Raw genomic sequence first — 23,447 nt, 5'->3', positions numbered from 1 at the left:
AAGATAAGAGAGATTCGACGATCGATGATCGATGATCGATGATCGATCATCGTAACGACCCTTCAGCTTTCGATGATCACCCGCACGTCCGCATCGAGATCTCCCTCCGCCTCGTCGCGCGTCAGCCACGACACCGCGAAGAAGGTGGCCATCGCCAGGATCAGGGAGAGTCCCGAGACCGTGACGCCGGCCGGGAAGGTGTAGGCCTTGGCCCAGGCGAGGGTCTCGAAGAGGAGGGTGGTCACCAGACCGACGCCGATCGAGGCGAGGGCCCCCTTCCGGGTGGCTCCTGGCCAGTTCAGTCCGATGGCGAGTGCCGGTACGAGGGTCGAGGCAAAGAGCCCCCAGCCGAAGACGCCGAGGAGGGCCACGGCCTGGCCGCTGCCGAGGGCAAGCAATGTCGCGAGGACCGCCAACGCGAGCGTCGCCATCCGGCCACCTCGCAACTCGTTTGTGGCGCGACGTCCGAATGCCACGGGAAGATCGTGCGTGATCGCGGCCGCGCCGACGCTGAAGAAGGAATTGACGGTACTCATGATCGCAGCGGCGACGCCGCTGAAGACGAGCCCCGCGAGCCAGGGGGCCGTGTAGCGCAGCAGGAAGGTCGGGGTGGCGTCATCCCCCCTCGCCAGCGGCGGGACGTCACCCCGCAGGACCGCGGCCTTGATCGCGACACCCACGCCAAAGTAGAGCAGCAGCGTCACCACCATCGCCCCGGTCATCAGCAACGGGTACCACCGCAACCGACGAGGATCGCGCAGCATGTAGTACTTGTGGATCACGTGCGGCTGGCCCAGCGTGCCCAGGGCGAATACGAAGAAGAAGGAGAGCGCCGCCAGCGGGGTGAATTTCCCCCACGGCCCGAGCAGCATCGGCTCATGCGCCAGGATGGTCCGCGAGATGCCGCCGAGCCCCCCACCGCTGGTCATCGCCGCGCCGAAGACCAGCATCGAGGCGAGCGCCATGATGGCCCCCTGCACCAGATCGGTGTAGATGCCGGCGAGGATGCCTCCGGCGGCCGAGTAGGCCACCACCACCACCGCGCCGATCACGATCCCCAGCGGGAGCCCCGTGTGGAAGATCGCGTCGATGATCAGGCCGAGCGCGAGCAGGTTGGTCGCAAGGTATCCGATCGTCGCCACCAGGATGGCGAGCGCCGAGAGCCCCTGCGCGGCCCGCGACCGGTACCGCACGCCGATCGCGTCGGGGACGGTCATCAGGCCCCGCACTTCGCCCAGCAGGCGCATCCGACTCCCCAGCAGCCAGGCACTCAGTGCCCCGGTGATGCCGGCAGGCAGCACAATGAAGAGCGCACCGGTACCCACGCTGTAGAGCAAGCCGGGACCGCCAATGAACGCGAAGCCCGACAGTGTGGCCGCCATCGATGCGATCGCCAACGGCCACAGCCCGATCCCCGCGCCAGCGACGAAGAAGTCCTGCGCCGAGTGCGTGCGGCGCGCGGCCCACGCCCCGATCAGCAGACAGAGCGCGAGGTAGCCGATCGCCACGGCGACGATCATGGTCGCGGCTCCCGAGGCGGGCCGACCCGCGCACACTCGCGCCGGAGCGCGTCCAGGCGGGCCTCATCGAGTCCGAAGTCACGGAAGTCACGCGCGAACGCCCACGGCAGGAAGAGGAGCGGCACGAGCCCGACGCCGTAGACGATGATCGCCGCGCGCCGCGGCAGGCCGAGGAACAGGGCCTCTTCCGCACCAGCGGCCGGCAGCAGCAACGCCGCGCCGAACGCCACGACCAGCAGGAGGCCGAGTGCCAGCGCGATCAGCACCAGGCGAACGCTGTTCCGACCACGTCGCAGTGCGCCCAGCAAGAGCGTGCCCGGCAACAGCAGCGCCATGCCGATGACCATCGCCCAACTGGCCCACGGTGGCGCGCCGCCTGGCAGCCACGCCGCCCCATAGCCCACCAAGACCGCGGCCGTCCCCGCCACGAGCATGGCGAGGACGGCCGATGGGGCGCGCCACGGCGTTGGGCGTGCCTCAGTCAAAGAGCGTCTCCGCCCAGGCCCGCGGATCGAACGGCGCGAAGTCATCCACCGTCTCGCCGGTCCCGACGAAGCGGATCGGTACGTTGAGCTCCCGACGAAGTGCCACGATCGCGCCGCCGCGGGCAGTGCCATCGAGCTTGGTGATCACCAGTCCGGTCGGCGACACCACCTTGCCGAAGAGTTTCCCCTGCTGCACCGCATTCTGGCCGACGGTGCCATCGAGCACCAGAAAGACTTCGTGCGGCGCGCCGGGCAGCTTCTTCGCCACGACACGCACCACCTTGCTGAGCTCTGCCATCAGGCCGTCCTGCGTGTGCAGACGCCCCGCGGTGTCGATCACCACCACGTCGACATTCCGGGCAATCGCCGCCTCGACCGCATCGTACGCCACCGCCGCCGGGTCGCCCCCCGACGCGCCCGAGACGCATTCGATGCCGAGTCGTGCGGCCCAGGTCTCAAGCTGCGCGACGGCGCCGGCGCGATACGTGTCTGCCGCGCCGAGGAGCACCTTCTTTCCCTCCTGCTGAAGCCGGCGCGCGAGCTTCGCGACCGAGGTGGTCTTCCCCACGCCATTCACGCCGACCACGAGGACGACAGTCGGACCGCTCGCGGGAGACTCAAGCCTCGCGGGGTCCGACGGACCGGCAAGCATTGCGCCCAATTGCGTCACGACGGCGTCGCGCAACTGCACATCGGTCTTCAACTTCCCCTTGCGCACCTCGCCCTCGAGGAAGGCAACCAGGTCGAGCGTGGCGGGCACGCCGAAATCGGCCTCGATCAGCACGCGCTCCATCTGTTCGAGATCGTCGGCATTGAGGCCGCGTGCGAGCGCCCCCACGTCCGTGAGCGCCAGCCGCTTGATCCGTTGCCAGAGTCCGAGTTTTTCCCCGAGTCGTGCCATCATTTCATCCTGAACATGTGATGCCGAATCCTAGCGCATGCCGAGTCGGCGGCGGAGGAGCCACTCCGCCCCGAAGGCGAGGACGATCAGCAGGAACAGCGCGGGCCATTCGCGAGCACCACGCCCGGTCGAGGCCGTCGCGACCGTCGCCCGCCGCTCCGTGAGGGTCACCGGGGTCGGGACCAGTTCGTCGGCGTAGGGCTCCACGCCGAAGTCCCCGCTACCACCGCCATCGGCCACGAGGTAGCGATAGCGACCAACCGGCAACGGAATGGAGGCCTCTCCGCCGGCGTCGAAGCGCAGGGTGTCGACTCGAGTTCGCGCCGAGTCGCGGAGGGTGATGGCGACGGGTTCCGGCGCCCGACTGCCAACCCAGCGAAACCGGACCGCCCGCCCCCGCGGCGTCACCAGGGCGATCGGCCGGATGGCTGCGCTCGCCGAATCGGGCGTTGCCAGCAACCACGCCGCCGCATCGGCCACGAGGGCGCGCCACACCTGCTCGGACACCCCACCCCGAAAGCCCCATCGGAAGAGGCCGTCCGCGCCGAAGGTGACGGTGCGGCCGTCCCGCCCCTGCTGTCCGCCGATCACGGGGACATCGCTCCCGCGCCGCGCGAGTCGCGCGGTGGCGCCGACCCATGCCGAGGTCGCCTCGGCGCCGAGGGGCGTCACGGCGACGGCAGGCGGCAACGAATCGGCATCGCCCCCGGCAAAGCCGCCCGCGACCGGTGAGGAGGCGCTCGGCGCGAGGTACCAGTCTCCCGCCATCGCCGCGACGGGCCAGAGGAGCCGTGCGCGGCCGCTGCGACGCCAAGGTTCGACCTCACCGCGCACGGCGAGCAGATCGGCGGCTCGTGCCGCCGCCTGCACCTCGGCGGCCGGCACACGACGGAGATCGTCCATCCGGCGCCACTGCCCCGGCTGCAACTGGGCGTAACCACGGACGGGGGCCTCGGTGACATCGCGGAGTGCGCGATACAGGAAACGTCCGTCCCAGTCCGGTGCACTCGCCAACACCACCACCCCCGGTGACGGGGTCACGCGGACCGCCCACCAACGAAGATCGTCCCCGGCTTCCGCATCGGCGGCACCGACGCGACGGATCTCCAGCCACCGCAGCCCGACACTCGCCGACGGCATGGCCATCGCAAGGTCCACGACGCCGCGCCCGGTACTGCCCAGCCTGATCGTCGCGGCCTGCAGCAGTTGGGCACCGTCGCGAATCTCGATCCGCGTGCTGTCGGGTGCCGCGCCCACTCGCCGCGCTTCGACCCGCAGATGCAGCGAATCGCCTGCAGCCAACCGTTCGGGACCACGAACCTCGACCAGCGCCACGTCATCCCCAGGGCCGCGCGGAAAGAGGCGCACCGTGGTCGTCGCAAGCAGCTCGGTCGGCAGCGCGTCGGCGTCACCGATTTCGCCATCGGTCACGACCGTGACCGGCCGGCCGCTGGCGAGTGCCGCGGGCAATGCCGCCCCAAGCATGCTGCGCCCACCCGCTTCACCAGGCGCGAGGTCGCCGAAGGCGACGGTGTCGCCCAGCGCGGCCGCCGCCGCGCGAGCCGCCGAGCCCTGGCCGCGCTGCGCGAGCATCGAGACGGAATGGTCGAGCAGGATCAGCGGACGCTGCGTGAGCAGCCGGGAGGAGAGTGTCGGATTGAGGAGGAGGAGGACCAGGAGTGCGGCGCCGAGTGTCCGGCAAACCGCCGCCGCCATGGCGAGCGGCTGCGCCGTGCGACCTCGGTAGCTCCACCACGCCATTGCGCCACCGGCCACCAGGGCCACGACGATGGCGGGGAGGGTAGCCACGGCGGTCAGCTCGCCAGGGCGGCGAGCGCCTCGGCGAGGGTGAAGCGTCCCTCGTAGATCGCGCGCCCGGTGATGGCCCCCGCGAGTCCTGCGCGTGCGATGGCCTGCAGATCGGCGATCGAGGCCACGCCGCCGCTCACGATCACCCGCGGCCCCTTGGTCTGCAACGCGAGCGCTTCGTCGAGGTTCGGCCCGCTCAGCATCCCGTCGCGCGCAATGTCGGTATGGATCACGGTGTGCACGCCCTGCCCCGCGACGCGCGCGGCGAGCTCGGTGGCGCGCACGGCGGATGTCTCGACCCAGCCGCGCACCGCCACCCGACCATCGCGCGCATCGATCCCGACCGCCACGCGGTCGCCACCGATTGCGCGGACCACGGCATCGACGAGCGCCGGCTGGTCGACGGCCGCCGTGCCGATCACCACGCGCGAGACGCCGAGCTGGACCACGGCCTCGGCCCGCGCGACCTCGCGAATGCCACCGCCGAGCTGGACCTGCAGCCGATCGCCGAACCGGCGCACGATCTCGGCGATCGCCGTGTCGTTGTCGCCGTCACCGAAGGCACGATTGAGGTCGACGACATGGAGCCAACGGGCGCCGGCCAGAACGAACTGTTCCGCCTGGGCCACGGGATCGTGGCCATAGACGGTTTCGCGAGCGGCTTCCCCCTGCGCGAGGCGAACGACTTGTCCGCCGCGCAGGTCAATGGCGGGATAGAGGTCCATCAATCGGTGGGAAGGGCTACTCGGCGAGGGAGCCGCGGGCCGGCGGCGACGCGAGCGAGGGCCCAAGCAGCGCGCGGAGCCGATCGCGTTCCTGGCGAAACGCCACCAGGTCGCCCGCTGGCAGCGGTGCGCCGGTGTCCATCTTGACGCTGCGCGGGTCGCGGGCGGTGCCATCAACGCGGAACTCGTAATGCAGGTGCGGGGCGGTCGAGAGACCGCTCGAGCCGACCTTGCCGATGAAGTCGCCCTGGCCGACGTGCGCGCCAGGACGGATCGCGGGCCCGATGACCGAGAGGTGCCCGTACCGCGTGACGATGCCATTGCGGTGGCGGATCTCGATCAGTCTGCCGTAACCGCCGGCCCACCCCGCGCGCAGGATCGTCCCTTCGGCGGCCGCATGGACCGGGGTGCCCGCGGCGGCGGAATAGTCGATCCCGTCATGCTTGCGGAAGACGCCCAGCACCGGATGAAAGCGGGCGCGCGAGAGACCGCTCGAGATGTAGCGGAACTCGACCGGTGCCGCGAGGAAGGCACGCTTGAGCGCGTTGCCCGCAGCGTCGTAGAAGGCGTTCTGGCCACCGTTGCGATAGTTGTACGCCGCGATCGCCTTGCCACCCACACTCAGTTCACCCGCGAGGATGCGGCCAAAGCGGGTCTCGCCTTCGTCCGAGGTGCGCCGCTCGACCACCGCCGTGAAACGATCGCCCTGCTGGATGTCACGCGAGAAGTCGACCGAGTAGGAAAAGACGTCGGCGAGCGCGTAGACGACGTTGGCCCGCTCCTGACGGTCGAGGGTCGCGTCGCTGACTTCGTCGTCGATGGCGTTGAAGAGACTCGACGTGATCGTTGCGCCGAGGCGGATCGTGTCGGTGCTCCAGTAGACCTTGACGGCGTTCCCGCGCCACTCGCCGTTGGCGGTCCGGATGAACTGCACCCGCTGTTCCGGTGAGGCGCGAAATTCCACCTGGGTCGCCTCATCGGCGGCCCCACCGCGGCGCACCGAAAAGACCTGCCCGGCGCGGAAGCGGCGCGGGTCGAAGCGGAGCGCACTGGCCAACGCCGACAGATCCAACCCGATCACGCCGTGGCGCGCGAGCAGCGCCCCGATCGTTTCCCCACGCTGCAGGGTGTCGCTCACCGTATGGTACGGATCGGACACGACGATCGCGCCAGTCGTCGGCACGTCGGAGAGACGCTGCCACGGATAGTCGCCGCGCGACACGATCAGCGCGGCCACCGCGAGCACGGCGGCGGCGAGAGGAAATCGGGGAATCTGGAAACGCATCAATCCATTTGCCGCCTGATAAAGGTCGGAATTTCCATGTCGGACACATCGGGCGTCGCCGGCTTCGGCGGTTGCACCGGACGAACGAACGGCTGCTGCACCGGCGCGGTCCGCGGTGGCGTCACCGTGGGCTGCTGGGCTGCCGGCGTTGACTGCTGGCTCGGTGCGGCCGGCGGCGTGACGCCGGCCTGGCGCCGCGGTGAGAACGGCAGCACCTGCGGGTTCACGTTCCGCTCGACCACCGGCTCACCCGTCACGGCCCGATCGAAGCCCGTCGCGATCACCGTCACGCGGATCTCGCCATTGCAGCGCGAGTCGTTCCCGGCACCGAAGATGATCTGGGCGTCGTCGCCCACGGCGTCGTGAATGATGCCGCTGATCTGCGTCGCCTCGCCGAGGGTGAGGTCGTCGCCGCCGATGATGTTGATCAGCACGCCGCTGGCGCCGTTGATCGAGACGTTGTCGAGCAGTGGCGACGAGATCGCCTGCTGCGCCGCCTCGAGCGCCCGATTCTCGCCGGTGGCCACGCCGGTGCCCATCAGTGCCGCGCCGCCGTTCTGCATCACCGTCCGTACATCCGCGAAATCTACGTTGATGATGCCGGTACTGGTGATCAAGGAGGCAATCCCGCGCGTTGCATTCAGCAACACTTCGTCGGCCTTCTTGAGGGCGTCCTGGAAGGGAATGCCCTTCCCAACCACCGCGAGCAGCCGTTCGTTCGGTACGACAATCATCGTGTCAACGTTTCGCCGAAGCTCGGTGATCCCCATTTCGGCCTGCTTCATCCGCTTCCGCCCCTCGAAGAGGAACGGCTTGGTGACGATGCCGACGGTGAGGGCGCCGATGTCCTTGGCGATCTGTGCAATAATCGGTGCAGCGCCCGTGCCGGTGCCACCACCCATGCCGCAGGTGACGAAGACCAGGTCCGCCCCTTGGAGATGCTCAAGCACCTCGTCCCGATTCTCCTCGATCGCCTGACGGCCGATTTCGGGACGGGCGCCGGCGCCGAGGCCGCGCGTCAGCTTCTTGCCGATCTGCACCTTGATGTCGGACCGCGAGGCCGCGAGGGCCTGGGCATCGGTGTTGACCGAAATGAACTGCACGCCGCTGAGGGCCTCGGCAATCATGCGGTTGACGGCATTTCCGCCACCCCCGCCGACGCCAACGACCTTCATCCGTGCATTCTGCGCTGACTGCTCTTCGAGCTCGAAGATCATCCCGTCCGCCATGCCGCACCCCCCCGAGGGTCGGTCAGAAGAAATCCTGCAACCAGCGTCGCACTGGTTCGAGCACCCGGCCAACGGCGGGCGATGACTTGCCCCCGGCGCCGAAGCCCCCACCCATCGCCACCTGTCGTGCACCCCAGAGGGCCAGTCCGACCGGAACCGCGAGGCCCGGCGATGCCACTCTGTCCACCAAACCTCGCAACTGGTCCGCAGGCACCCCGATCCGTACCGGTGCCGCGAAGACGTCTCTCGTCAGCTCGACGATGCCTGGGGCCGCCGCCCCGCCACCCGTCACCACCACGCCGCACGGCAACCCGGCCATCGCCCAGCCGGCGCGGGTCACTTCGTCGTAGGCCAGCTCCAGAACCTCCTGGAGCCGGGCGTGCATGATGTGAGCAATCAACTGGCGCTTCACCTGCCGGGGCCCCTGCCCCCCCGTCAGGACGACTTCCACGACTTCGTTCTCCGGGATCAACGGCTCGTAGGCCGCGCCCCACTTTTCCTTGATCCGCTCCGCCTCGGCCTGGGTCACCCCAAGGCCATGGACCAGATCGGAAGTCAGGTGCCCCCCCGCAAAGCGGAGGGAGGCGGTATGGCGGAGCTTCCCACCCTGAAAGATGGCGACAGAGGTACTCCCTCCGCCAAGGTCCACGAGAACTGACCCCATTTCCCGCTCCTCGGGGGTCAGGACCGCCAACGAGGCCGCGAGCGGTTCCACCACCACTTCCCCGACGTTCCACCCCGCCTTTTCGATGGCTTTCCGCTGGTGCGCCAAGGCGCTGGAGCGGGCCGTGAGGATGTAGACCTCCGCCTCGACACGCTCGCCGGCCATTCCGATCGGGTCGGCGTAGCCAGCCTGGCCGTCCACGAGATAGTCGTGCGGGATGGCGTGGAGCAGTTCCTGGTCGTGGCCGAACGAGACCGACGAGGCGACGTCGTTCACACGGGCCAGATCGGAGGTGCGGACTTCGCTGCCCGTGATGCTGGCGACGCCGTGGGAGATCCGCTGGGCGATCTGCTCCCCGCCCGCCCCGACATAGACCGTCCCGACCTCGAGCCCGGCGATCCGTTCGGCATCCGTCATCGCCTTGGTCACCGCGCGGACCGTCTCTTCGAAGTCGCGAATGACCCCGCGACGCACGCCAGTGGACCGTTCGCTGCCGACGCCGAGGATGCGGAGCCCCCACGAGCGGGAGTCGCCGGTCACCTCGCCAATGATGGCGGTGATCTTGGTGCTCCCGAGGTCGAGGGCGGCGACGAGCCGCTGCACGGCGACGGTGCTCACGACGTTGCCCACTTCACGAAGGCGCGATCGGCAAAGCGGGCATCGAGCTCCTGCCACGGGCGATTGGCGGTGGTCAACCAGGCGCGCACCGCGGTCACGCCGCGGATCGTTTCGAGCGAGGCACCGGGACGAATGCGCACCCGATGCGGGCCATCCTCGAGCAGGACATCGCCACCATCGCGGCGGGCCGATTCGATCTGCCCATACCATTCAGGATCGGCTCGGAGCACCGCCGACAGCAGGGCGGCGGTTGCCGAATCCCGCTCGGCCACGGGGAGCGATGTCGGTGCCCGCGTCGGGTCAAACGGCAGGATGCGCCCACGGCGATCCATCAGCACCAGCTTCTCCTCCTGCATCACGAGCGCCACCGGCAATTCCTCCAACACCAACAGGGAGAGTGTCCCCGGCAAGCGACGCTCAATCGAGGCCGCCGCGACACCGGGAATCGCGGAGGCGTTCCGACGCACGGGCGCCAGCGGATCGACGATACTGGCCGTCTTCGGCAAGGCGAGGCGGGCGACCACGTCACGCTCGTCGAGGAACCGCACCCCGGTGACCTCGATGTGCCGGACGCGGAAGTACTCGAGGCGACGCATGGCGCGCGGCACGCCAATCCAGAGGGCCACTGCAGCCACGGCGCCCAGAGCGACGATCAGTGCCCGTTGCCGCGTCGTCACGCACCCTCGCGCAGGCGGCGCACGTCCGCGCCGACCAGGGTGATATCGCCGGCCCCGAGCGTGAGGAGGACATCGCCCTCACGGAGCATCGACGCGATCTCCTGGGCCAGGTCTGCCCGCACCGGCGCGTAGCAGACGACGGCGCCCGCGGCGATGGCCGCGTCGGCGACGATATGCCCGCTCACGCCCTCGACCGGGGCCTCGCGCGCCCCATACACGTCGGTCACCACCACGAGGTCGGCGGCGGCCAGCGCCTCGCCCATGGCCGCGCCGTGCGATGCCGTCCGCGAATACAGATGCGGTTGGAACGCGGCGACGAGCCGGTGGTGCGGGAAGGCCTGCCGCGCGGCGGCGAGCGTCGCAACGAGTTCGGTCGGATGGTGCGCGTAGTCGTCGACGTAGGTGACGCCGTGCGACTCGCCGTGCCGATCAAAGCGACGTCCGACGCCGGTGAAGCGGCCCAGCGCGGCGATCGCCCCATCGAGGTCGGCGCCGAGCGCGAACGCGACGCCGAGCGCGGCCCCGGCGTTGCGCAGGTTGTGGAGCCCCGGGACATGCAGCGTGAGCACCTGCTGACGGCCATCGGGGAACGTCACATCGGCGACGGTGCCATCGGGGCCGGCGTTCCGCGGCACGAGCCGCAGGTCGGCGCCCTCTTCGAGCCCGAAGCGCCACACATTGTCGCCGAGCGTCTGCGCCAGGCGATCGCTCCCCACGTCGCCGGTGCCGACCAGCACGCGCTCGGCGCGACCGGCGAAGGTGGCGTACGCGGCTTCCATCGCCTCGACGCTGCCGTAGCATTCGAGGTGATCGGCCTCGACGTTGTTCACCACGGCGATGGTCGGCTGCAAGGTCAGGAAGGCCTGGTCGTATTCGTCGGCCTCGACCACGAAGAGATCGTTGCCGTCGAGCAGCGCGTTGCCGCCCCAGGTGGAGACACGCCCACCGGCCAGGCCGGAGGGATGCTTCCCGCCGCCACGAAGCGCCTCGGTGGTCATCACGGTGGTGGTCGTCTTCCCGTGCGTCCCGGCAAGCGCCACCAGGGTGGTCCCGTTCACGAGATCGGCCAACGCCTCCTTCCGCTGCACGACCGGAATGCCCGCCGCACGCGCGGCGACGATCTCGGGATGCTGCTGCGAGGCGGCGGCGGTCACGACCAGCGCACGGATGCCGGCAAGGTGGGCCGGATCAGGGTGGTCAAACGCCTCGGCGCCGGCCGCGCGCAAATCGGCAAAGGCCGCGGTCTCGGTATCGCAGCCGCTCACCGCCACGCCACGGCGGCGCGCGGCGAGCGCGAGGGCGCTCATCCCCGCGCCACTGAGGCCGAGGAAGTGCACGGGACGGGGATCGGAGGGGTCAAACAGGGCGGCCACCCGCGCAAGATAAGAGCGGGCGGAAGGGGGGCAAAGCGGTGACTATCCGTCGGCGTGGTCCGCGGGGGCGTCCGCGCCGTCGTAGAGCTTCTTCGCCGTCCAGGGGGCTGGGGGGGCGCTCCAGAATGGATCCCCCGGAGGGAGCCCGAGCGGAAGGAGCCCGGTTGCGGCGAGGTAACAGGAGCCGGTCGAGATGTAGCTCTCGCCGAGCGACGGCTGGTGCCCAGCCAGACCGATCGTCAGCCAGCCGTCCCGCGTGAAGGTGCCCGGGGCCTCCATCATGCGGCCGATCACCGCCGTCATCCCGCCACGCACCTGGGCCGGCGACACGCCCGAGGGGAGCTCATGCCGCAGCGCCACCTGACCGAGCAGCTGCAGCGCTCCGCAGCGATAGGCGATCGATCGGCCGATCGGCGGCAGCGTCCCCTCGGGCGAGATGAGCCGTTCCTGAATCACGGCGTAGCGCTGCGCCCGCGTGGTCACCCGCGCCGCGATCTCCTTCCACGCTGAGACCTTGGGGCCAACGGTGACGAGAATGTCGAGCAACATCGGTTGGATCACGAAGCTGTTGTAGTAGTCCCAGTGAAAGGTCGGGCCGTCGCCGTACATGCCGTCGCCCTTGTACCAGAGCTCATGCTGCCGCAGGGCGTAGTCCACCCGCATCTGGTCCCACGACTCACCGACGGAGGCGAGCGCGGCCTCGATCATGGCACTGAAGAGGAGCCAGTTGTTGTAGCCCGGCCGGATCACGCGCGTGGCGCGGAGCGAGGCCAGGACGTTGCCCTGGGTCGCGGACGGCAACTCCTGCCACAGCGTGCGCGGGGCGCGCAGCATCGCATGCGCGAGGAATGCGGCGTCGACGAGCGGCTGCGCGCCGTCGGAGAAGTTCATCCGATCGGGGGACGCCGGGTTGGTGGCGGCGTCCATTCCCTGCTGCGCCAGCGCAGCCAGGCGCGCACGGCTGCGCTCCTCGTCGCCACTCGGCAGCCGTTGCTCGAGCCAGGGCGACAATCCGGCGAGCAGGCGGCCGAATCCTTCGAGGTGGGTCACCTTGCGTCGATCGGCCTCGGCACCGGCCACTGCCTCGACCGGCATGCGGAGCTTGAGTTCGCCGCGTGCCAACGCTCCGAGGAGTGGATCGGCCATCCGTGTCGCCACAGCGACCCACCGCCCACGATCATCGGCTCCGGACGCCGGCGCCGGCGGAGCGTTGCCGGCGACGCGGCCCGCCAGTGCGCCATGCGCCACGCCGCCCACCGTGACCGCGTGCAGAAAATCTCGACGGCTGGTCATGACGAGGCTCCCGAGGCAATGAGGAGCTCGCACCGCTCGGCGATCTGCCGTGCAGCGTCCGGCTTGCCGCGTCGCCGTGCGTCGGCCGCCATGGCCGCGCGTCGCGGGGCGTCAGCCAGGAGGGCCGTGAGCGTGTCACCGAGATGCTGCGCGGTGAGTCCCGCCTGCTCAAGCACCACGCTTGCCCCTGCGGCGGCCATCGCCTCGGCGTTGTGACGCTGGTGATCGGCAGCGGCGGTGGGCAGCGGCACCAGCACCGACGGAATACCCCACGCGCAGAGCTCGGCAAGGGTCATCATCCCGGCACGCGCCACGCAGAGGTCAGCCACCGCCCAGGCATCGGCCATCGGGTCGAGGAACGGCACGACGGTCACGTCGGGTGGCAGATGGTGGTGTGCAAACTCTTGGTACGTGCCGCGCCCAGTGGCCCAGATCAGGTGCGCGTTGGCCACGCCGCCATCACGCAGCCAATCGGCGATCAACCGGTTCATCGCGAGAGAGCCCTGGCTGCCACCAGTCATCACCAGCACCGGTCGGTCGTCCGTCAGGCCGAACTTCTGGCGGGCCGCATCGCGGCGCGTCGGGTCGGGCGGCGTGATCGGCGCGCCAGTCACCCGGCCGCGCGCGGCTGCGCCAGGCCCCAGCGCCGCGAGTCCTTCCGGCGAGGCGGTCCAGATCTCCTGCACCATCGGCGCGGCGCGCCGGGTGGCAAACCCCGGGAGGACATCGAGCTCGAGGATCGCCGTGGGGATCCCGCGCCGCGCAGCACGCCACACGACGGGGCCGCTCACATAGCCGCCGGTCCCGATCACCAGGGCCGGGCGTTCGTCATCCAGCATGCGGTCGACGGCCCGCGCCACGCGCCACGCGAGCAGCGGCCACTTGACGTTGCGCCACCACTGCCGTCGATGGATTGGTTCGAACGGAAAGAGGCGGTGCGGGAGGCCCCGTTCGGGGAGGACGGTCGCCTCGATCCCGCGTTCAGCACCCGCGAACACGATCCGCCAGTCGGGGTGGCGCGCCTGCAACTGCTGGGCGATGGCGAGTGCCGGCATCAGGTGACCGCCGGTGCCACCGCCTGCCAGCAAGACGGTGGTCACGTTTGCCGCGCGGGCCGCCCGCGTCGCCGTCCGATGTTGACGAGGACTCCGGCGGAGAAGAGGTACAGAATCAGCGACACCCGCCCCGCGGACATGAACGGCAGTGTCAAGCCGGTCACCGGTCCCATGCGCGTGACAACCGCCGCATGCGCGAGCGCGGTCACGCCGACGGGAATGGTGAGACCCGCCGCGAGGTACGTCCCGAACGGATCTCGCGCGGTCCGCGAGATTCGGAATCCCAGCCAGCAGAAGAGCCCGAAGCCCAGAACGATGAAGACGATCCCCAGAAAACCCCACTCCTCGCCGATGCCCGACAACAGGAAGTCGGAGTAGCCAAGTGGGACGTGTCCGAGCAGCTGCGTTCCCTGTCCGAAGCCGACGCCGAGCATGCCGCCACTGCCGAAGCCGATGAGCGACTTGCACGACTGGTCATCCCGGGCATTGCATTCCAGCGACGAGACGGCCGCGGTCTGCATGCGTTCGGAACGCACCGGGTCGAACTTGAGGACGACAAAGAGCGCCAGGGCGGCGATGGCCACCAAGGGGAGGAAATGCGTGATCCGCGCACCGGCGGTGAAGATGATCATGGTACCCACGACCGCCAGTACCACGGACATCGACAGCGACGGCTCGGCCGCGACCAGCAAGACGGTCCCGATCACGACGCCCATGAGCGGCATGAACCCGGTGGTCCAATGCCGCAACTTCTGCCCGGCCCCAGCCGCCAGCATCGCCACGTATGCGGCCAAGGTGAAGCGGGCGATTTCGGAAACCTGCACCTGCACGCCGACATAGATCCACCGATGCGCACCAAGGCGGTACGGGAACAGCGTGCCGAGGATCGACGGCGCCTGCTTCCCCTTCCAGATCAGCGACACGATCGCCAGCAGGACCAGACCGCCGAGCGTGGCGTAGAACATCGGCTTGGCGAGCTTTCGCCAGACGCCATAGTCGACGTACGCCGCCACCAGGAACGCCACGCCCCCAATCAGCGCCCCGGAGAGTTGCTGTGACGCCTCGGTATGCCACTGTGTGACATAGCTGCCAGTGCTGTAGCAGTTCATGACGCCGAAGCCGGTGAGCGTCAGCGTCACGCACGCGAGGAGGTTGGTCTCCCAGCGCAGTTCTCCAGGGTGGCGTACCGCGTTCGGACTCACCAGGACTCCACGATCTGGCGGAAGGTGCCGCCACGGTGTTCGTAATGGTCAAACATGTCGTAGCTGGAGCAGGCCGGCGACAGGAGCACGGCCCCGCCCCGTGGCGCAAGCGCCCGTGCCGTCGCCATGACTTCGGCAAAATCTCCGGCGGGCACTACGCGGATGCCGGCGCCGAGGTCCGCCTGGATGAGTCCCGCCGCCTCACCATACGCCACCACGGCAACGCCGTGCGCCGCCAACGGCTTGAGCAGCGCGGTGTAGGGCTCTCCCTTGTGACGGCCGCCGAGCAACAGGACGAATGGACGCTGCATCGCCTCCACCGCGACGACGGTCGAGGCGACGTTGGTCGCCTTGGAATCGTTCACCCAGAGGACGCCGTCCACCTCGCGCACCGGCTCGAGGCGATGCGCCATCGGGCGGAAGGTGCGGATGCCGTCGGCGAGTGCGGCATGGCCGATTCCGGTGGCGTGGAGCGCCAACGCCGCTGCGAGAACGTTGGCGACGTTGTGGTCGCCGAGGAGCGGCAACGCCTCGCGCGGCAACAACGGCGCACCGGCGAGCATCAACTGGTCGCCGGCACGGTCGTACCAGGCGTCGGCGCGGACACCAGGCGCCACCGAAAAGGCCAGATGCCGACCGGGGACGGCGGCGATCATCCGGCGCGACTCGGGATCATCAAGGTTGGTCACCCAGCAGGACATCCCCGAGGCCCGGGCGAAGAGGCGCGCCTTGTCGGCGTAATACGATGCCAGGTCGGGGTAGCGATCGAGATGGTCGGGCGCGAGGTTGGTGAGAATCCCCACCGTCGGCATGAGGTCGGGACAATCGTGCAACTGAAACGACGACAGTTCCACGGCCAGCCATTCGGGCGGCGTGGCGCTCCGCGCGACGTCCGAGAGCGGCAGGCCGATGTTGCCCGCCGCGACGGCATGCCGACCAGCCGCCTGCATCAGGTGCTCGAGGAGGGCGGTGGTGGTGGTCTTTCCGTTGGTGCCGGTCACCGCGATGTAGGGGACGCCGGCGAGCGCGTCGAGCCCGAGTTGTGCCTCGGCCAATACCGGAACGCCCGCATCGACCGCGGCGCGCACCACCGCCGCCGTCGGCGGGATGCCAGGCGAGAGGATCAGCGCGGCGCAACGGCCAATCCGTGCCAGATCATGGGCGCCAAGCTGCACGTCGAGCTGCGGGTCCTGCAGCGCGCGCAACTCTGCGGCGACCGCGACTACCTTCTCCCCTGCCCCGCCATCCGAGACATACACGGGAATCCCGCGCGCTCGCAGCAGCTGCGCCGCGGCCGCGCCGCTCCTGGCGAGCCCCGCGACGGCGACTTCGCGACCGTCCGCTTGCCACCCGGCGAAGCGATTCATCGCAGCTTCAGGGTGGCCAGTGCCACCAGCGCACAGAAGATCCCGAGAATCCAGAAGCGCACGACCACGGTCGTCTCGGCCCAGCCCAACTTCTCGAAGTGGTGGTGCAGCGGCGCCATCCGGAAGACGCGGTGCGAGTCGGCATACTCCCGGCCGCGGGTCCGCTTGTTCCACTTGTACACCGACGTCTGCAGCATCACCGAGACCGCTTCCGCGACGAAGACGCCGCCGATGATGACCAGCAGGAATTCACTCTTGAGCAGGATCGCCACCGTGCCGAACGCGCCCCCGAGGGCAAGCGAGCCGGTGTCGCCCATGAAGACCTTGGCCGGATGCGCGTTGAACCAGAGGAAGCCCAGGCAGGCCCCCATCAGGGCGGCGCAGAAGACCGAGAGTTCGCCCGAACCGGGGAGGTAGAAGAGGTTCAGGTACGCCGTGGTGTCGACGCGCCCGAGCACATAGGCGAAGGAGGCGAAGGCGCCAGCGGCGATGGTCGAGAGACCGGTCGCGAGACCATCCAGCCCGTCGGTGAGGTTCACGGCGTTCGAGAAGCCCGTCACCACGCCCGTGACGAAGACGACGTACAACCACGGCGCGAAGGTGACCACCAGATACTTGAAGAACGGAACGGTCGTTCCCTCGGCGGGAATCATCGCCGGATTGACCACCGGCCAGACAATGAGCAAGATGCCGAGTGAGACGCCGAAGGTGACCTGTCCGGTCAACTTCCACTTGGCGACGAGCCCGCGGGACTGCCCCTGAACCACCTTGAGGTAGTCGTCGAGAAAGCCGATCGCCCCGCACCAGAGCATCGCCACCACACTCACGATGACGAAGCGATTGGTGAGCGGTGCGAAGAGCAGCGTCGGAATCACCGTCGCCAGGATGATGATGATGCCGCCCATCGTCGGCGTGCCGCGCTTGGCCTGGTGGCTGGCCGGTCCCTCGGCGCGGATCACCTGCCCCACCTTCAACGCGTGCAGCTTCCGGATGATCACCGGACCAAGCAGAAACGCGATGCCGAGCGCGGTGACCATGGCGGCCGCGGCGCGGAACGATATGTAGGTGAGGAGGTTGGACAGCAGCCCCGACTTGCCGGCGAGCAGGTGGTAGAGCATCGGCCCTCAGGCGGTGGTGGCGGCGCGTGGCAGGATGGCGGGAAGGATACGCTCAAGGGTGACCCCGCGAGAACCCTTCAACACCACGAGTTCATCTCCCTTCAACCGCGCCGCCAGCAGCGGCCCCATCGTGTCGGCGTCGGGGGCCTCGAGCAGCCGACCGGCGAAGGCAGCCCGGTAGGGCGCGAAGGCCGGCACAAATTCTCCGACCAGGGCCAGCAACTCCGGTTGCAGCTCGGCCAACTGCGCCGCCACTTCGGCGTGGAGTGCCGGGGCGTGGTCACCCAACTCCCGCATCGTCCCCGCCACGAAGACCAGCGTCTTGCCCGCCCGCATCTCCTGCGCGAGGGCGATCACACTCGCGAACGACTGCGGGTTGGCATTGTAGCCGTCATTGAGCACCGTCAGCGCCCCGTGATGCTTCAATTCGCCGCGGCCGCCGGGAATCGTGAACGCTTCCAGCGCCTTCGCGACGGCGTCCAGGTCCAGCCCAAGCTCGCGGGCCACGCCCCAGGCGAACATGGCATTCCCTGCCTGGTGCCGTCCACGCGCCGCGAGATGGAAGGTGCGGCCGTCGATCGACACGATCGGCCGCCCGTCGGCACCGAGCGTGACGCTGGTCGGCGTGACGTCGGCATCGTCGAGCCCGGCCGTGATCACCCGCTTCGCGAGGGCACGAGCGCCAGGCACCAGATCGGCTGGCTCGAGCCCGACAATCGCCAGCGGCACGTCGCGCGTGAGGGAGAGCTTCTCCTTCACCACCCCGGCTACGGAGCCGAAGCCCTCGAGATGGCCAGCGCCGGCGTTGGTGACCAGGGCGATGTCGGGCCGGAGGATCTCGCGGTACCGCGGAATCTCGCCCGGCACATTGGCGCCGGCCTCGACCACCATCGCCTCGGTCTCCTCAGGCGCCTGCAGCACGGTGAGCGGCACGCCGACGAGGTTGTTGTCGTTGGCCCGGGTGCGGTGGGTCTTCCAGCGCGTGGCGAGCACCGCGGCCACCATCTCCTTCGTCGACGTCTTGCCGTTCTGCCCCGTGATGGCAATCACCGGACCAGTGAACCGCTCGCGGCGGGCATGGGCCAACTCGCCGAGGGCATGCAGCGTGTCGTCCACCGGATAGAGGGTCAGCCCCTCGACCGCCGGCGCGCCCCGCCGCACGACGGCGCCTGTGGCGCCTGCGTCACGCGCTGCCTCGAGGTAGTCATGGGCATCGAATCGTTCACCCACCAGGGCGACGAAGAGCGAGCCGGGGACGAGCGCGCGGGTGTCGGTCCCGACCTGGGCGTAGTGCGCTTCGAATCCGGGAGTGGGGAGCCCTAGTGCCTCGCACACCTGCGCGGCCGTCCACGCGATGCTCATCGGCCGACCAACCCCAGCACGATGGCGCGCTCATCGAACGGCTCCTTCTCGTGGCCGATCACCTGATAGGTCTCGTGCCCCTTGCCGAGCAGCAGCACCACGTCGCCCGGACGGGCCTGGCCGGTGGCCATCGCGATGGCGATGTAGCGGTCGAGCTCCCGCTCATAGGAGCCCTTCGGCATCCCTGCCGCGATGTCGTCGATGATCCGATCGGGATCTTCCGTCCGCGGATTGTCGCTGGTGAGGATGACATGATCGGCCAGACGCGCCGCGATCTCGCCCATGATGGGTCGCTTGCCGCCGTCACGATCGCCGCCACAGCCGAAGACCACGATGATCCGTCCCGGGGTCAGCGGACGGATGGTCGCCAGGACGCGCTCGTAGGCGTCGGGGGTATGGGCATAGTCGCGGATCACGTGGAAGGGCGCGTCGATGATCCGCTCCATCCGGCCGGGAATCTGCGGCGACTCGCCAAGCCGCGCCACGACCTCGGCCATCGGCATGCCGAGGCCGAGCATGACCGCCGCGGCACCGACCGCGTTGGCGACATTGAATTCGCCCGGAAGCGGAATCGCCACCTCTGCGGTGCCGAAGCGGCCGGTCAGGGTGAATCGGCTCCCGGCGGTGAGGGCCACCAACTCCTCGATGCGGACGTCGGCATCGGCAGCGTGGCCCCAGCGCACTGCCCGTCGATCGCCGTGCAACGACGACCACGCCGGATCATCGGCGTTGATGGCGAGGACACCATCGGGGGCGACGAGGTCGGCGAGCCGCAGCTTTGCCGCGAGGTAGGCCTCCATCGTGTGGTGGTAGTCGAGGTGCTCGCGCGTCAGGTTGGTGAAGATCGCGCCGGCGAAGGTGATGGCATCGAGCCGTCCCTGGTCGAGGGCGTGGGAGGACGCCTCCATCGCGACATGGCGCACCCCGGCGTCAACCATCGCCCGCAGCGTGGCCTGCATGTCGACACTACCAGGAGTCGTCAGCGTGCCCGCCGTCGAGCTGACCGCCCGCCCGCTACCGTCGAATGCCCCCAACGTGCCGATGCTTCCAGCGGTGCCCTCGGCGTTGAGGAGGTGTCGCACCAACGCGGTGGTCGTCGTCTTCCCGTTGGTACCGGTGACGGCAACGATGCGAAGGGACTCCGCCGGATGGTGGTACCACGCCTCCGCCAGACGACGGGCCGCGGCGCGACCGTCCGTGACGACGATTTCCGGGGCCGTGATCCCCATCGAGTGCTCGACCACCACTGCGCTTGCCCCCGCGGCGACGGCAGCGGCGACGTAGGCATGACCGTCCGCGTCACTGCCTCGCTCCGCGATGAACAGCGTCCCTGGCGTGACGCGGCGCGAGTCTACCGCCACCCCGCTCACGGCGGGATCGTCGAGTGGAGCGGAGACAAGGAGATCGAACTGTCGGAGAACCGCCACCAGCGCCTGCAGCGTCATGGGATCGAGTCGGCGTAAAGGGTCACGATGCGGGCGCGCGCCAGCGTGTCGCCGCCCACGGGAAGGGTACGGCGGGCCAATCCCGTGGCGCGGCCGGCGAGTTGCACCTGGTAGCCGGCCCGATGCAGCGCCACGATCGCCTCGCGCACCGGAAGTCCCTGGACCATCGGCACGGCGGTCGACCCAGCGGGCGTCGTCGTGGCTTTGGGGAGCGGGAAGCCGACCTGCCGCGTCGGATCACCGGTCGCCACAACGAGCGGGGCCTCGCGCCGCGCGGCGAGCGGCGTCTCGATACTCGGGCGGTTGAGCGGCGACGTCCGCGATGCGAGCGATTGCAGCAGGATGTTCCGCACCATCGGGGCCGCCACCAGACCACCGTAGAACGCCATCCCGCTCGGACGGTCGATCATGACGTAGACGACGACCTCCGGTGCTTCGCCCGGGTACAGTCCGGCGAACGAGCCGCGATAGACGCCAGTAACGTATCGCCCCTGCACCAGCACCTTTGCGGTACCCGTCTTGCCAACGACGGTGGCGCGGTCCAGCTGGGCCTTCGCCCCCGAACCGCCGGTATCCGTCGCGAGGCGGAGGTATGCCATCAGTTGATGGGCCACGTCGGGCGTCACCGCCTCACGAACCTGGGTCGGCGTGTGGCGCCAGCGCACCGTCTTGTCTCGGCCGTCACGCACCTCGCGCACGATCGACGGCGCCATCAGGCGGCCGCCGTTCGCGATCGCGGCGTACGCTGCCGCGACCTGCAGCGCCGAGGCCTCGAAGAAGTAGCCCTGCGAAATCGAAGGTTGCGAGAGGACGGGAATGTCCCAGTTCGCCGGATTGCGCAGCGAGCCCGTCGTCTCGCCGGGGATGCCGAGCAGCACCGGCGTCCCGAATCCGAAATCCCGCAGCGCCAGGAATTGCTGCTCCCGCGTGATGCGCAACCCGAACTTCGAGATGCCGATGTTGCTCGACACCTTGATCGTCTCTCCGAGCGACAGCATCCCCGACTCGGCGTGCACATCTTCGATTGAACGACTCTTTCCGCCCGGCAGCGGGATCCGCCAGATGCCGCCCTCGCCGGAGACGGGTGTCGTGTCTGCGCGCTCGCGCAGCACGGCGGCGGCGGTGAAGAGCTTGGCCGTCGATCCGGGCTCATTCGCCTCCACGAGTGCTCCCAGGTTCGGCACCAGCCGCCCGGTGGCGGTGTCCGTCCGCAGCGAGGCCGACGCGAGCAACTCGCCGCTCTTCACGTCGAGCACGACGACGTCACCGCCCTTGGCCTGATACTCGGCGACCGCGCGCCGAAGTTCGCCCTCGACGATGCCCTGGAGGGCGTTGTCGATGGTGAGGTAGACATCCTTGCCCGCCACCGGCGCACGGATGATCGAGCTGGGAATCTTGACCACCTTGCTGCTGGCGTCACGAAGGTAGATCGCCAACCCCGGCGTGCCCGTCAGGACCGTGTCGAGCATGCGTTCGACGCCGCCCGAGGCCCGACCCTTGTCGTCGAGCCGCCCGAGCAGCGGCCGGGCCAGTTGCTCCAGCGGGTAGACACGGCGCCGCACGACGTCGAAGTGCACCCCCTTCAGGTCGCGTAGCGGGGCAATCTCCTCGGCGCTCAGTTCATCATAGAAGTTGGGGTAGCGTTTCGCCATCGCCTTGGCGACCCGCTCGGCGCTGAAGCCCGGCAGCTTCAACAACTGCTTGACGATCCGGGCGCTGTCGGTGAACTCGTTCTTCGCGAGGGTGATGCGGTAGGCTTCCTGCGTTTCGGCGAGCGGCACGCCATTGCGATCGAAAATCGTCCCGCGGCGTGCATCGATGGTGTCGCTCTCGGTGCGCAGCGCCTTGGCACGTGCCTCCCACCGGGCATGCTGCACGACCTGCAACTGGAACGAGCGCCCCAGCACGACGGCGCCGCCGAGCACAAGCAGCGTCTGCACCGCGACGAGCCGTGCCGCTGGAGTCGCCATCTAGCGCGCCCGCTCGACGCGGAGGGAGACACTCTCGGAATCGGACGGGGTGTGCAGGCCGAGGGCAGCGGCTTTCGGGCCGAGGACCGGACGACTCTTCAGCGCCGCGATGCGCGACTGCAAGTCCGCCTGGGCCTCGCGCAGCCGATCGCGCTCCTCCTGCAACTTCCCGATCCGATTGGTGGCCTCGAACGCGGTGCGACTGCGCACGACGATCGCCCCGGTGGCGGCCAGGAAGACGATGGTCCACGCCAGCACGAAGTGGCGTCCCCTAACCTGCACGCGTTGGCGATTGGTCGCTGGCATCGCTGTTCCGGAAGAAGCGGAGCCGGGCACTCCGGGCGCGTGAGTTGGCACGAGTCTCCGCGTCGTCGGCAATCACTGCCTTCCGCGGCACCGAGCGTCCAAGGGGCACTTGCCCGCAAATGCACTGGGGAAGGCCCGGTGGACAGGTGCAGCCGGCGCTCCACAACCGGAACGCCCCCTTCACCAACCGGTCCTCGCCCGAATGATAACTGATCACCGCAAGGGTCCCACCCGGTCCGACCGCCTCCCGAAAAAGGGGGAGCACCTCCTCCAGTCCGGTCAGCTCCTCGTTCACGGCGATCCGGACCGCCTGGAAGATCCGGGCGAAGTCCCCAGGCCCGCTCCGGGGGCCCAGGGAGGCCCGGATGGCATTGACCAGGTCGTCGCTGGTGACCAAGTCGCTCGTCTCCCGCCGACGGACGATCTCGGCCGCCATCCGCCCCGCCTTCGGCTCGTCGCCGTAGTCGCGCAGCACCTGCTTGAGCTCCGCCTCGTCGACCGAGGCGAGCCACTCGGCGGCGGTCGGGACGTCCGGCCCCATCCGCATGTCCAGCGGGGCGCCAGGGCGGAAGGTGAAGCCGCGGCGCTCATCATCGAGCTGCCGAGAAGACACGCCGAGGTCGAGGAGGAGGAAGTCGGGGTGGAAGGCACGCACCGCAGCCACGGCCTCGGGGGAGGCGTAGGGGGCATTGACGTAGTGCATCCGCTCGTCGCCCAGTCGGGCCCGTGCCGTGGCGATGGCGTCGGGGTCACGGTCGATGCCGAGCACCTCCGCACCGGCAGCGAGGAAGGCGGCCGCATGCCCCCCGTGCCCGAGCGTCCCGTCCACGACACGCGTCGCGCCCTCGGCGCGGGCGAGGATCGGAGCGAGGAGAACGGGAACGTGCAGGGCGTCGGTCATGGGGTCCTGGAAACAAAACACCCCGCCCGGCATGCCGGGACGGGATGATGTAAACGGGGCTGACGGGGCTCGAACCCGCGACCTCCGCAGTGACAGTGCGGCACTCTAACCAACTGAGCTACAGCCCCCGATTGGGCAGGTC

Annotated in this window: 20 protein-coding genes and 1 tRNA gene; all 21 read right to left on the bottom strand. The window is 69.3% G+C overall.

What is annotated here, in order from left to right; genetic code table 11:
• Positions 1-62: 62 nt before the first annotated feature.
• Positions 63-1,520 carry a hypothetical protein gene (locus IPP98_15340; GenBank protein MBL0180468.1) on the bottom strand — a complete coding sequence of 486 codons (1,458 nt, stop codon included), beginning with the start codon at positions 1,518-1,520 and terminating at the stop codon, positions 63-65.
• On the bottom strand, positions 1,517-2,005 hold the full coding sequence (locus tag IPP98_15335; protein ID MBL0180467.1) for a hypothetical protein: 489 nt from the start codon (positions 2,003-2,005) through the stop codon (positions 1,517-1,519). Before IPP98_15335 ends, IPP98_15340 begins: the two co-directional genes overlap by 4 nt.
• Positions 1,998-2,909: a signal recognition particle-docking protein FtsY gene (ftsY, locus tag IPP98_15330; protein MBL0180466.1), complete on the bottom strand. Its 912-nt coding sequence runs from the start codon at positions 2,907-2,909 to the stop codon at positions 1,998-2,000. Before ftsY ends, IPP98_15335 begins: the two co-directional genes overlap by 8 nt.
• 27 nt (positions 2,910-2,936) lie before the next feature.
• Positions 2,937-4,715 (bottom strand): hypothetical protein, encoded by a 1,779-nt coding sequence (locus tag IPP98_15325; GenBank protein ID MBL0180465.1) that lies wholly within the window; start codon positions 4,713-4,715, stop codon positions 2,937-2,939.
• Positions 4,716-4,720: 5 nt separating this feature from the next.
• A complete protein-coding gene (hisA, locus tag IPP98_15320) occupies positions 4,721-5,440 on the bottom strand; it encodes a 1-(5-phosphoribosyl)-5-[(5-phosphoribosylamino)methylideneamino]imidazole-4-carboxamide isomerase (GenBank protein MBL0180464.1) in 720 nt (239 codons plus the stop codon).
• Between the two features lie 16 nt (positions 5,441-5,456).
• The gene (locus IPP98_15315) at positions 5,457-6,725 is read right to left on the bottom strand and encodes a M23 family metallopeptidase (protein MBL0180463.1); all 1,269 of its coding nucleotides are present in this window, start codon (positions 6,723-6,725) and stop codon (positions 5,457-5,459) included.
• On the bottom strand, positions 6,725-7,942 hold the full coding sequence (gene ftsZ, locus IPP98_15310) for a cell division protein FtsZ (protein ID MBL0180462.1): 1,218 nt from the start codon (positions 7,940-7,942) through the stop codon (positions 6,725-6,727). Before ftsZ ends, IPP98_15315 begins: the two co-directional genes overlap by 1 nt.
• Positions 7,943-7,976: 34 nt before the next feature.
• Positions 7,977-9,236, bottom strand: coding sequence for a cell division protein FtsA (gene ftsA / locus IPP98_15305; GenBank protein MBL0180461.1), 1,260 nt, complete (start codon positions 9,234-9,236; stop codon positions 7,977-7,979).
• Entirely contained in the window at positions 9,233-9,913 is a 681-nt protein-coding gene (locus IPP98_15300; GenBank protein ID MBL0180460.1) for an FtsQ-type POTRA domain-containing protein, read from the bottom strand. Before IPP98_15300 ends, ftsA begins: the two co-directional genes overlap by 4 nt.
• Entirely contained in the window at positions 9,910-11,286 is a 1,377-nt protein-coding gene (murC, locus tag IPP98_15295) for a UDP-N-acetylmuramate--L-alanine ligase (GenBank protein MBL0180459.1), read from the bottom strand. Before murC ends, IPP98_15300 begins: the two co-directional genes overlap by 4 nt.
• A 42-nt stretch (positions 11,287-11,328) precedes the next feature.
• Positions 11,329-12,579 carry a DUF2264 domain-containing protein gene (locus IPP98_15290; GenBank protein MBL0180458.1) on the bottom strand — a complete coding sequence of 417 codons (1,251 nt, stop codon included), beginning with the start codon at positions 12,577-12,579 and terminating at the stop codon, positions 11,329-11,331.
• Positions 12,576-13,679, bottom strand: coding sequence for a UDP-N-acetylglucosamine--N-acetylmuramyl-(pentapeptide) pyrophosphoryl-undecaprenol N-acetylglucosamine transferase (locus tag IPP98_15285; GenBank protein ID MBL0180457.1), 1,104 nt, complete (start codon positions 13,677-13,679; stop codon positions 12,576-12,578). Before IPP98_15285 ends, IPP98_15290 begins: the two co-directional genes overlap by 4 nt.
• Positions 13,676-14,836 carry an FtsW/RodA/SpoVE family cell cycle protein gene (locus IPP98_15280; GenBank protein MBL0180456.1) on the bottom strand — a complete coding sequence of 387 codons (1,161 nt, stop codon included), beginning with the start codon at positions 14,834-14,836 and terminating at the stop codon, positions 13,676-13,678. Before IPP98_15280 ends, IPP98_15285 begins: the two co-directional genes overlap by 4 nt.
• The gene (gene murD, locus IPP98_15275) at positions 14,833-16,203 is read right to left on the bottom strand and encodes a UDP-N-acetylmuramoyl-L-alanine--D-glutamate ligase (GenBank protein ID MBL0180455.1); all 1,371 of its coding nucleotides are present in this window, start codon (positions 16,201-16,203) and stop codon (positions 14,833-14,835) included. The genes IPP98_15280 and murD overlap by 4 nt, the downstream gene beginning before the upstream one ends.
• Positions 16,200-17,321, bottom strand: coding sequence for a phospho-N-acetylmuramoyl-pentapeptide-transferase (locus IPP98_15270; GenBank protein ID MBL0180454.1), 1,122 nt, complete (start codon positions 17,319-17,321; stop codon positions 16,200-16,202). The genes murD and IPP98_15270 overlap by 4 nt, the downstream gene beginning before the upstream one ends.
• Positions 17,322-17,327: 6 nt before the next feature.
• Positions 17,328-18,683 (bottom strand): UDP-N-acetylmuramoyl-tripeptide--D-alanyl-D-alanine ligase, encoded by a 1,356-nt coding sequence (gene murF / locus IPP98_15265; protein ID MBL0180453.1) that lies wholly within the window; start codon positions 18,681-18,683, stop codon positions 17,328-17,330.
• Positions 18,680-20,128 (bottom strand): UDP-N-acetylmuramoyl-L-alanyl-D-glutamate--2,6-diaminopimelate ligase, encoded by a 1,449-nt coding sequence (locus IPP98_15260; protein MBL0180452.1) that lies wholly within the window; start codon positions 20,126-20,128, stop codon positions 18,680-18,682. Before IPP98_15260 ends, murF begins: the two co-directional genes overlap by 4 nt.
• Positions 20,125-22,098, bottom strand: a complete 1,974-nt coding sequence (locus tag IPP98_15255) for a penicillin-binding protein 2 (protein MBL0180451.1) — start codon at positions 22,096-22,098, stop codon at positions 20,125-20,127. Before IPP98_15255 ends, IPP98_15260 begins: the two co-directional genes overlap by 4 nt.
• Entirely contained in the window at positions 22,099-22,356 is a 258-nt protein-coding gene (locus IPP98_15250; GenBank protein MBL0180450.1) for a hypothetical protein, read from the bottom strand.
• A gap of 13 nt (positions 22,357-22,369) precedes the next feature.
• Positions 22,370-23,305 (bottom strand): 16S rRNA (cytosine(1402)-N(4))-methyltransferase RsmH, encoded by a 936-nt coding sequence (gene rsmH, locus IPP98_15245; protein MBL0180449.1) that lies wholly within the window; start codon positions 23,303-23,305, stop codon positions 22,370-22,372.
• A 54-nt stretch (positions 23,306-23,359) separates the two neighbouring features.
• Positions 23,360-23,433 (bottom strand) — tRNA-Asp (locus IPP98_15240).
• Between the last annotated feature and the right edge of the window lie 14 nt (positions 23,434-23,447).

This window comes from Gemmatimonadota bacterium (assembly GCA_016720805.1).
Taxonomy (GTDB): domain Bacteria; phylum Gemmatimonadota; class Gemmatimonadetes; order Gemmatimonadales; family GWC2-71-9; genus Palsa-1233.
The sequence above is the reverse complement of the archived record's forward strand: the minus strand, read 5'-3'. Positions and strand labels throughout refer to the sequence as shown.

Excerpts from the sequence above, each read along its gene's own strand:
- IPP98_15340 (MBL0180468.1), bottom strand. The coding sequence starts at position 1,520 with ATGATCGTCGCCGTGGCGATCGGCTACCTCGCGCTCTGTCTGCTGATC.
- ftsY (MBL0180466.1), bottom strand. The coding sequence starts at position 2,909 with ATGATGGCACGACTCGGGGAAAAACTCGGACTCTGGCAACGGATCAAG.
- hisA (MBL0180464.1), bottom strand. The coding sequence starts at position 5,440 with ATGGACCTCTATCCCGCCATTGACCTGCGCGGCGGACAAGTCGTTCGC.
- IPP98_15315 (MBL0180463.1), bottom strand. The coding sequence starts at position 6,725 with ATGCGTTTCCAGATTCCCCGATTTCCTCTCGCCGCCGCCGTGCTCGCG.
- ftsZ (MBL0180462.1), bottom strand. The coding sequence starts at position 7,942 with ATGATCTTCGAGCTCGAAGAGCAGTCAGCGCAGAATGCACGGATGAAG.
- IPP98_15290 (MBL0180458.1), bottom strand. The coding sequence starts at position 12,579 with ATGACCAGCCGTCGAGATTTTCTGCACGCGGTCACGGTGGGCGGCGTG.
- murD (MBL0180455.1), bottom strand. The coding sequence starts at position 16,203 with ATGAATCGCTTCGCCGGGTGGCAAGCGGACGGTCGCGAAGTCGCCGTC.
- IPP98_15270 (MBL0180454.1), bottom strand. The coding sequence starts at position 17,321 with ATGCTCTACCACCTGCTCGCCGGCAAGTCGGGGCTGCTGTCCAACCTC.
- murF (MBL0180453.1), bottom strand. The coding sequence starts at position 18,683 with ATGAGCATCGCGTGGACGGCCGCGCAGGTGTGCGAGGCACTAGGGCTC.
- IPP98_15260 (MBL0180452.1), bottom strand. The coding sequence starts at position 20,128 with ATGACGCTGCAGGCGCTGGTGGCGGTTCTCCGACAGTTCGATCTCCTT.
- IPP98_15255 (MBL0180451.1), bottom strand. The coding sequence starts at position 22,098 with ATGGCGACTCCAGCGGCACGGCTCGTCGCGGTGCAGACGCTGCTTGTG.
- rsmH (MBL0180449.1), bottom strand. The coding sequence starts at position 23,305 with ATGACCGACGCCCTGCACGTTCCCGTTCTCCTCGCTCCGATCCTCGCC.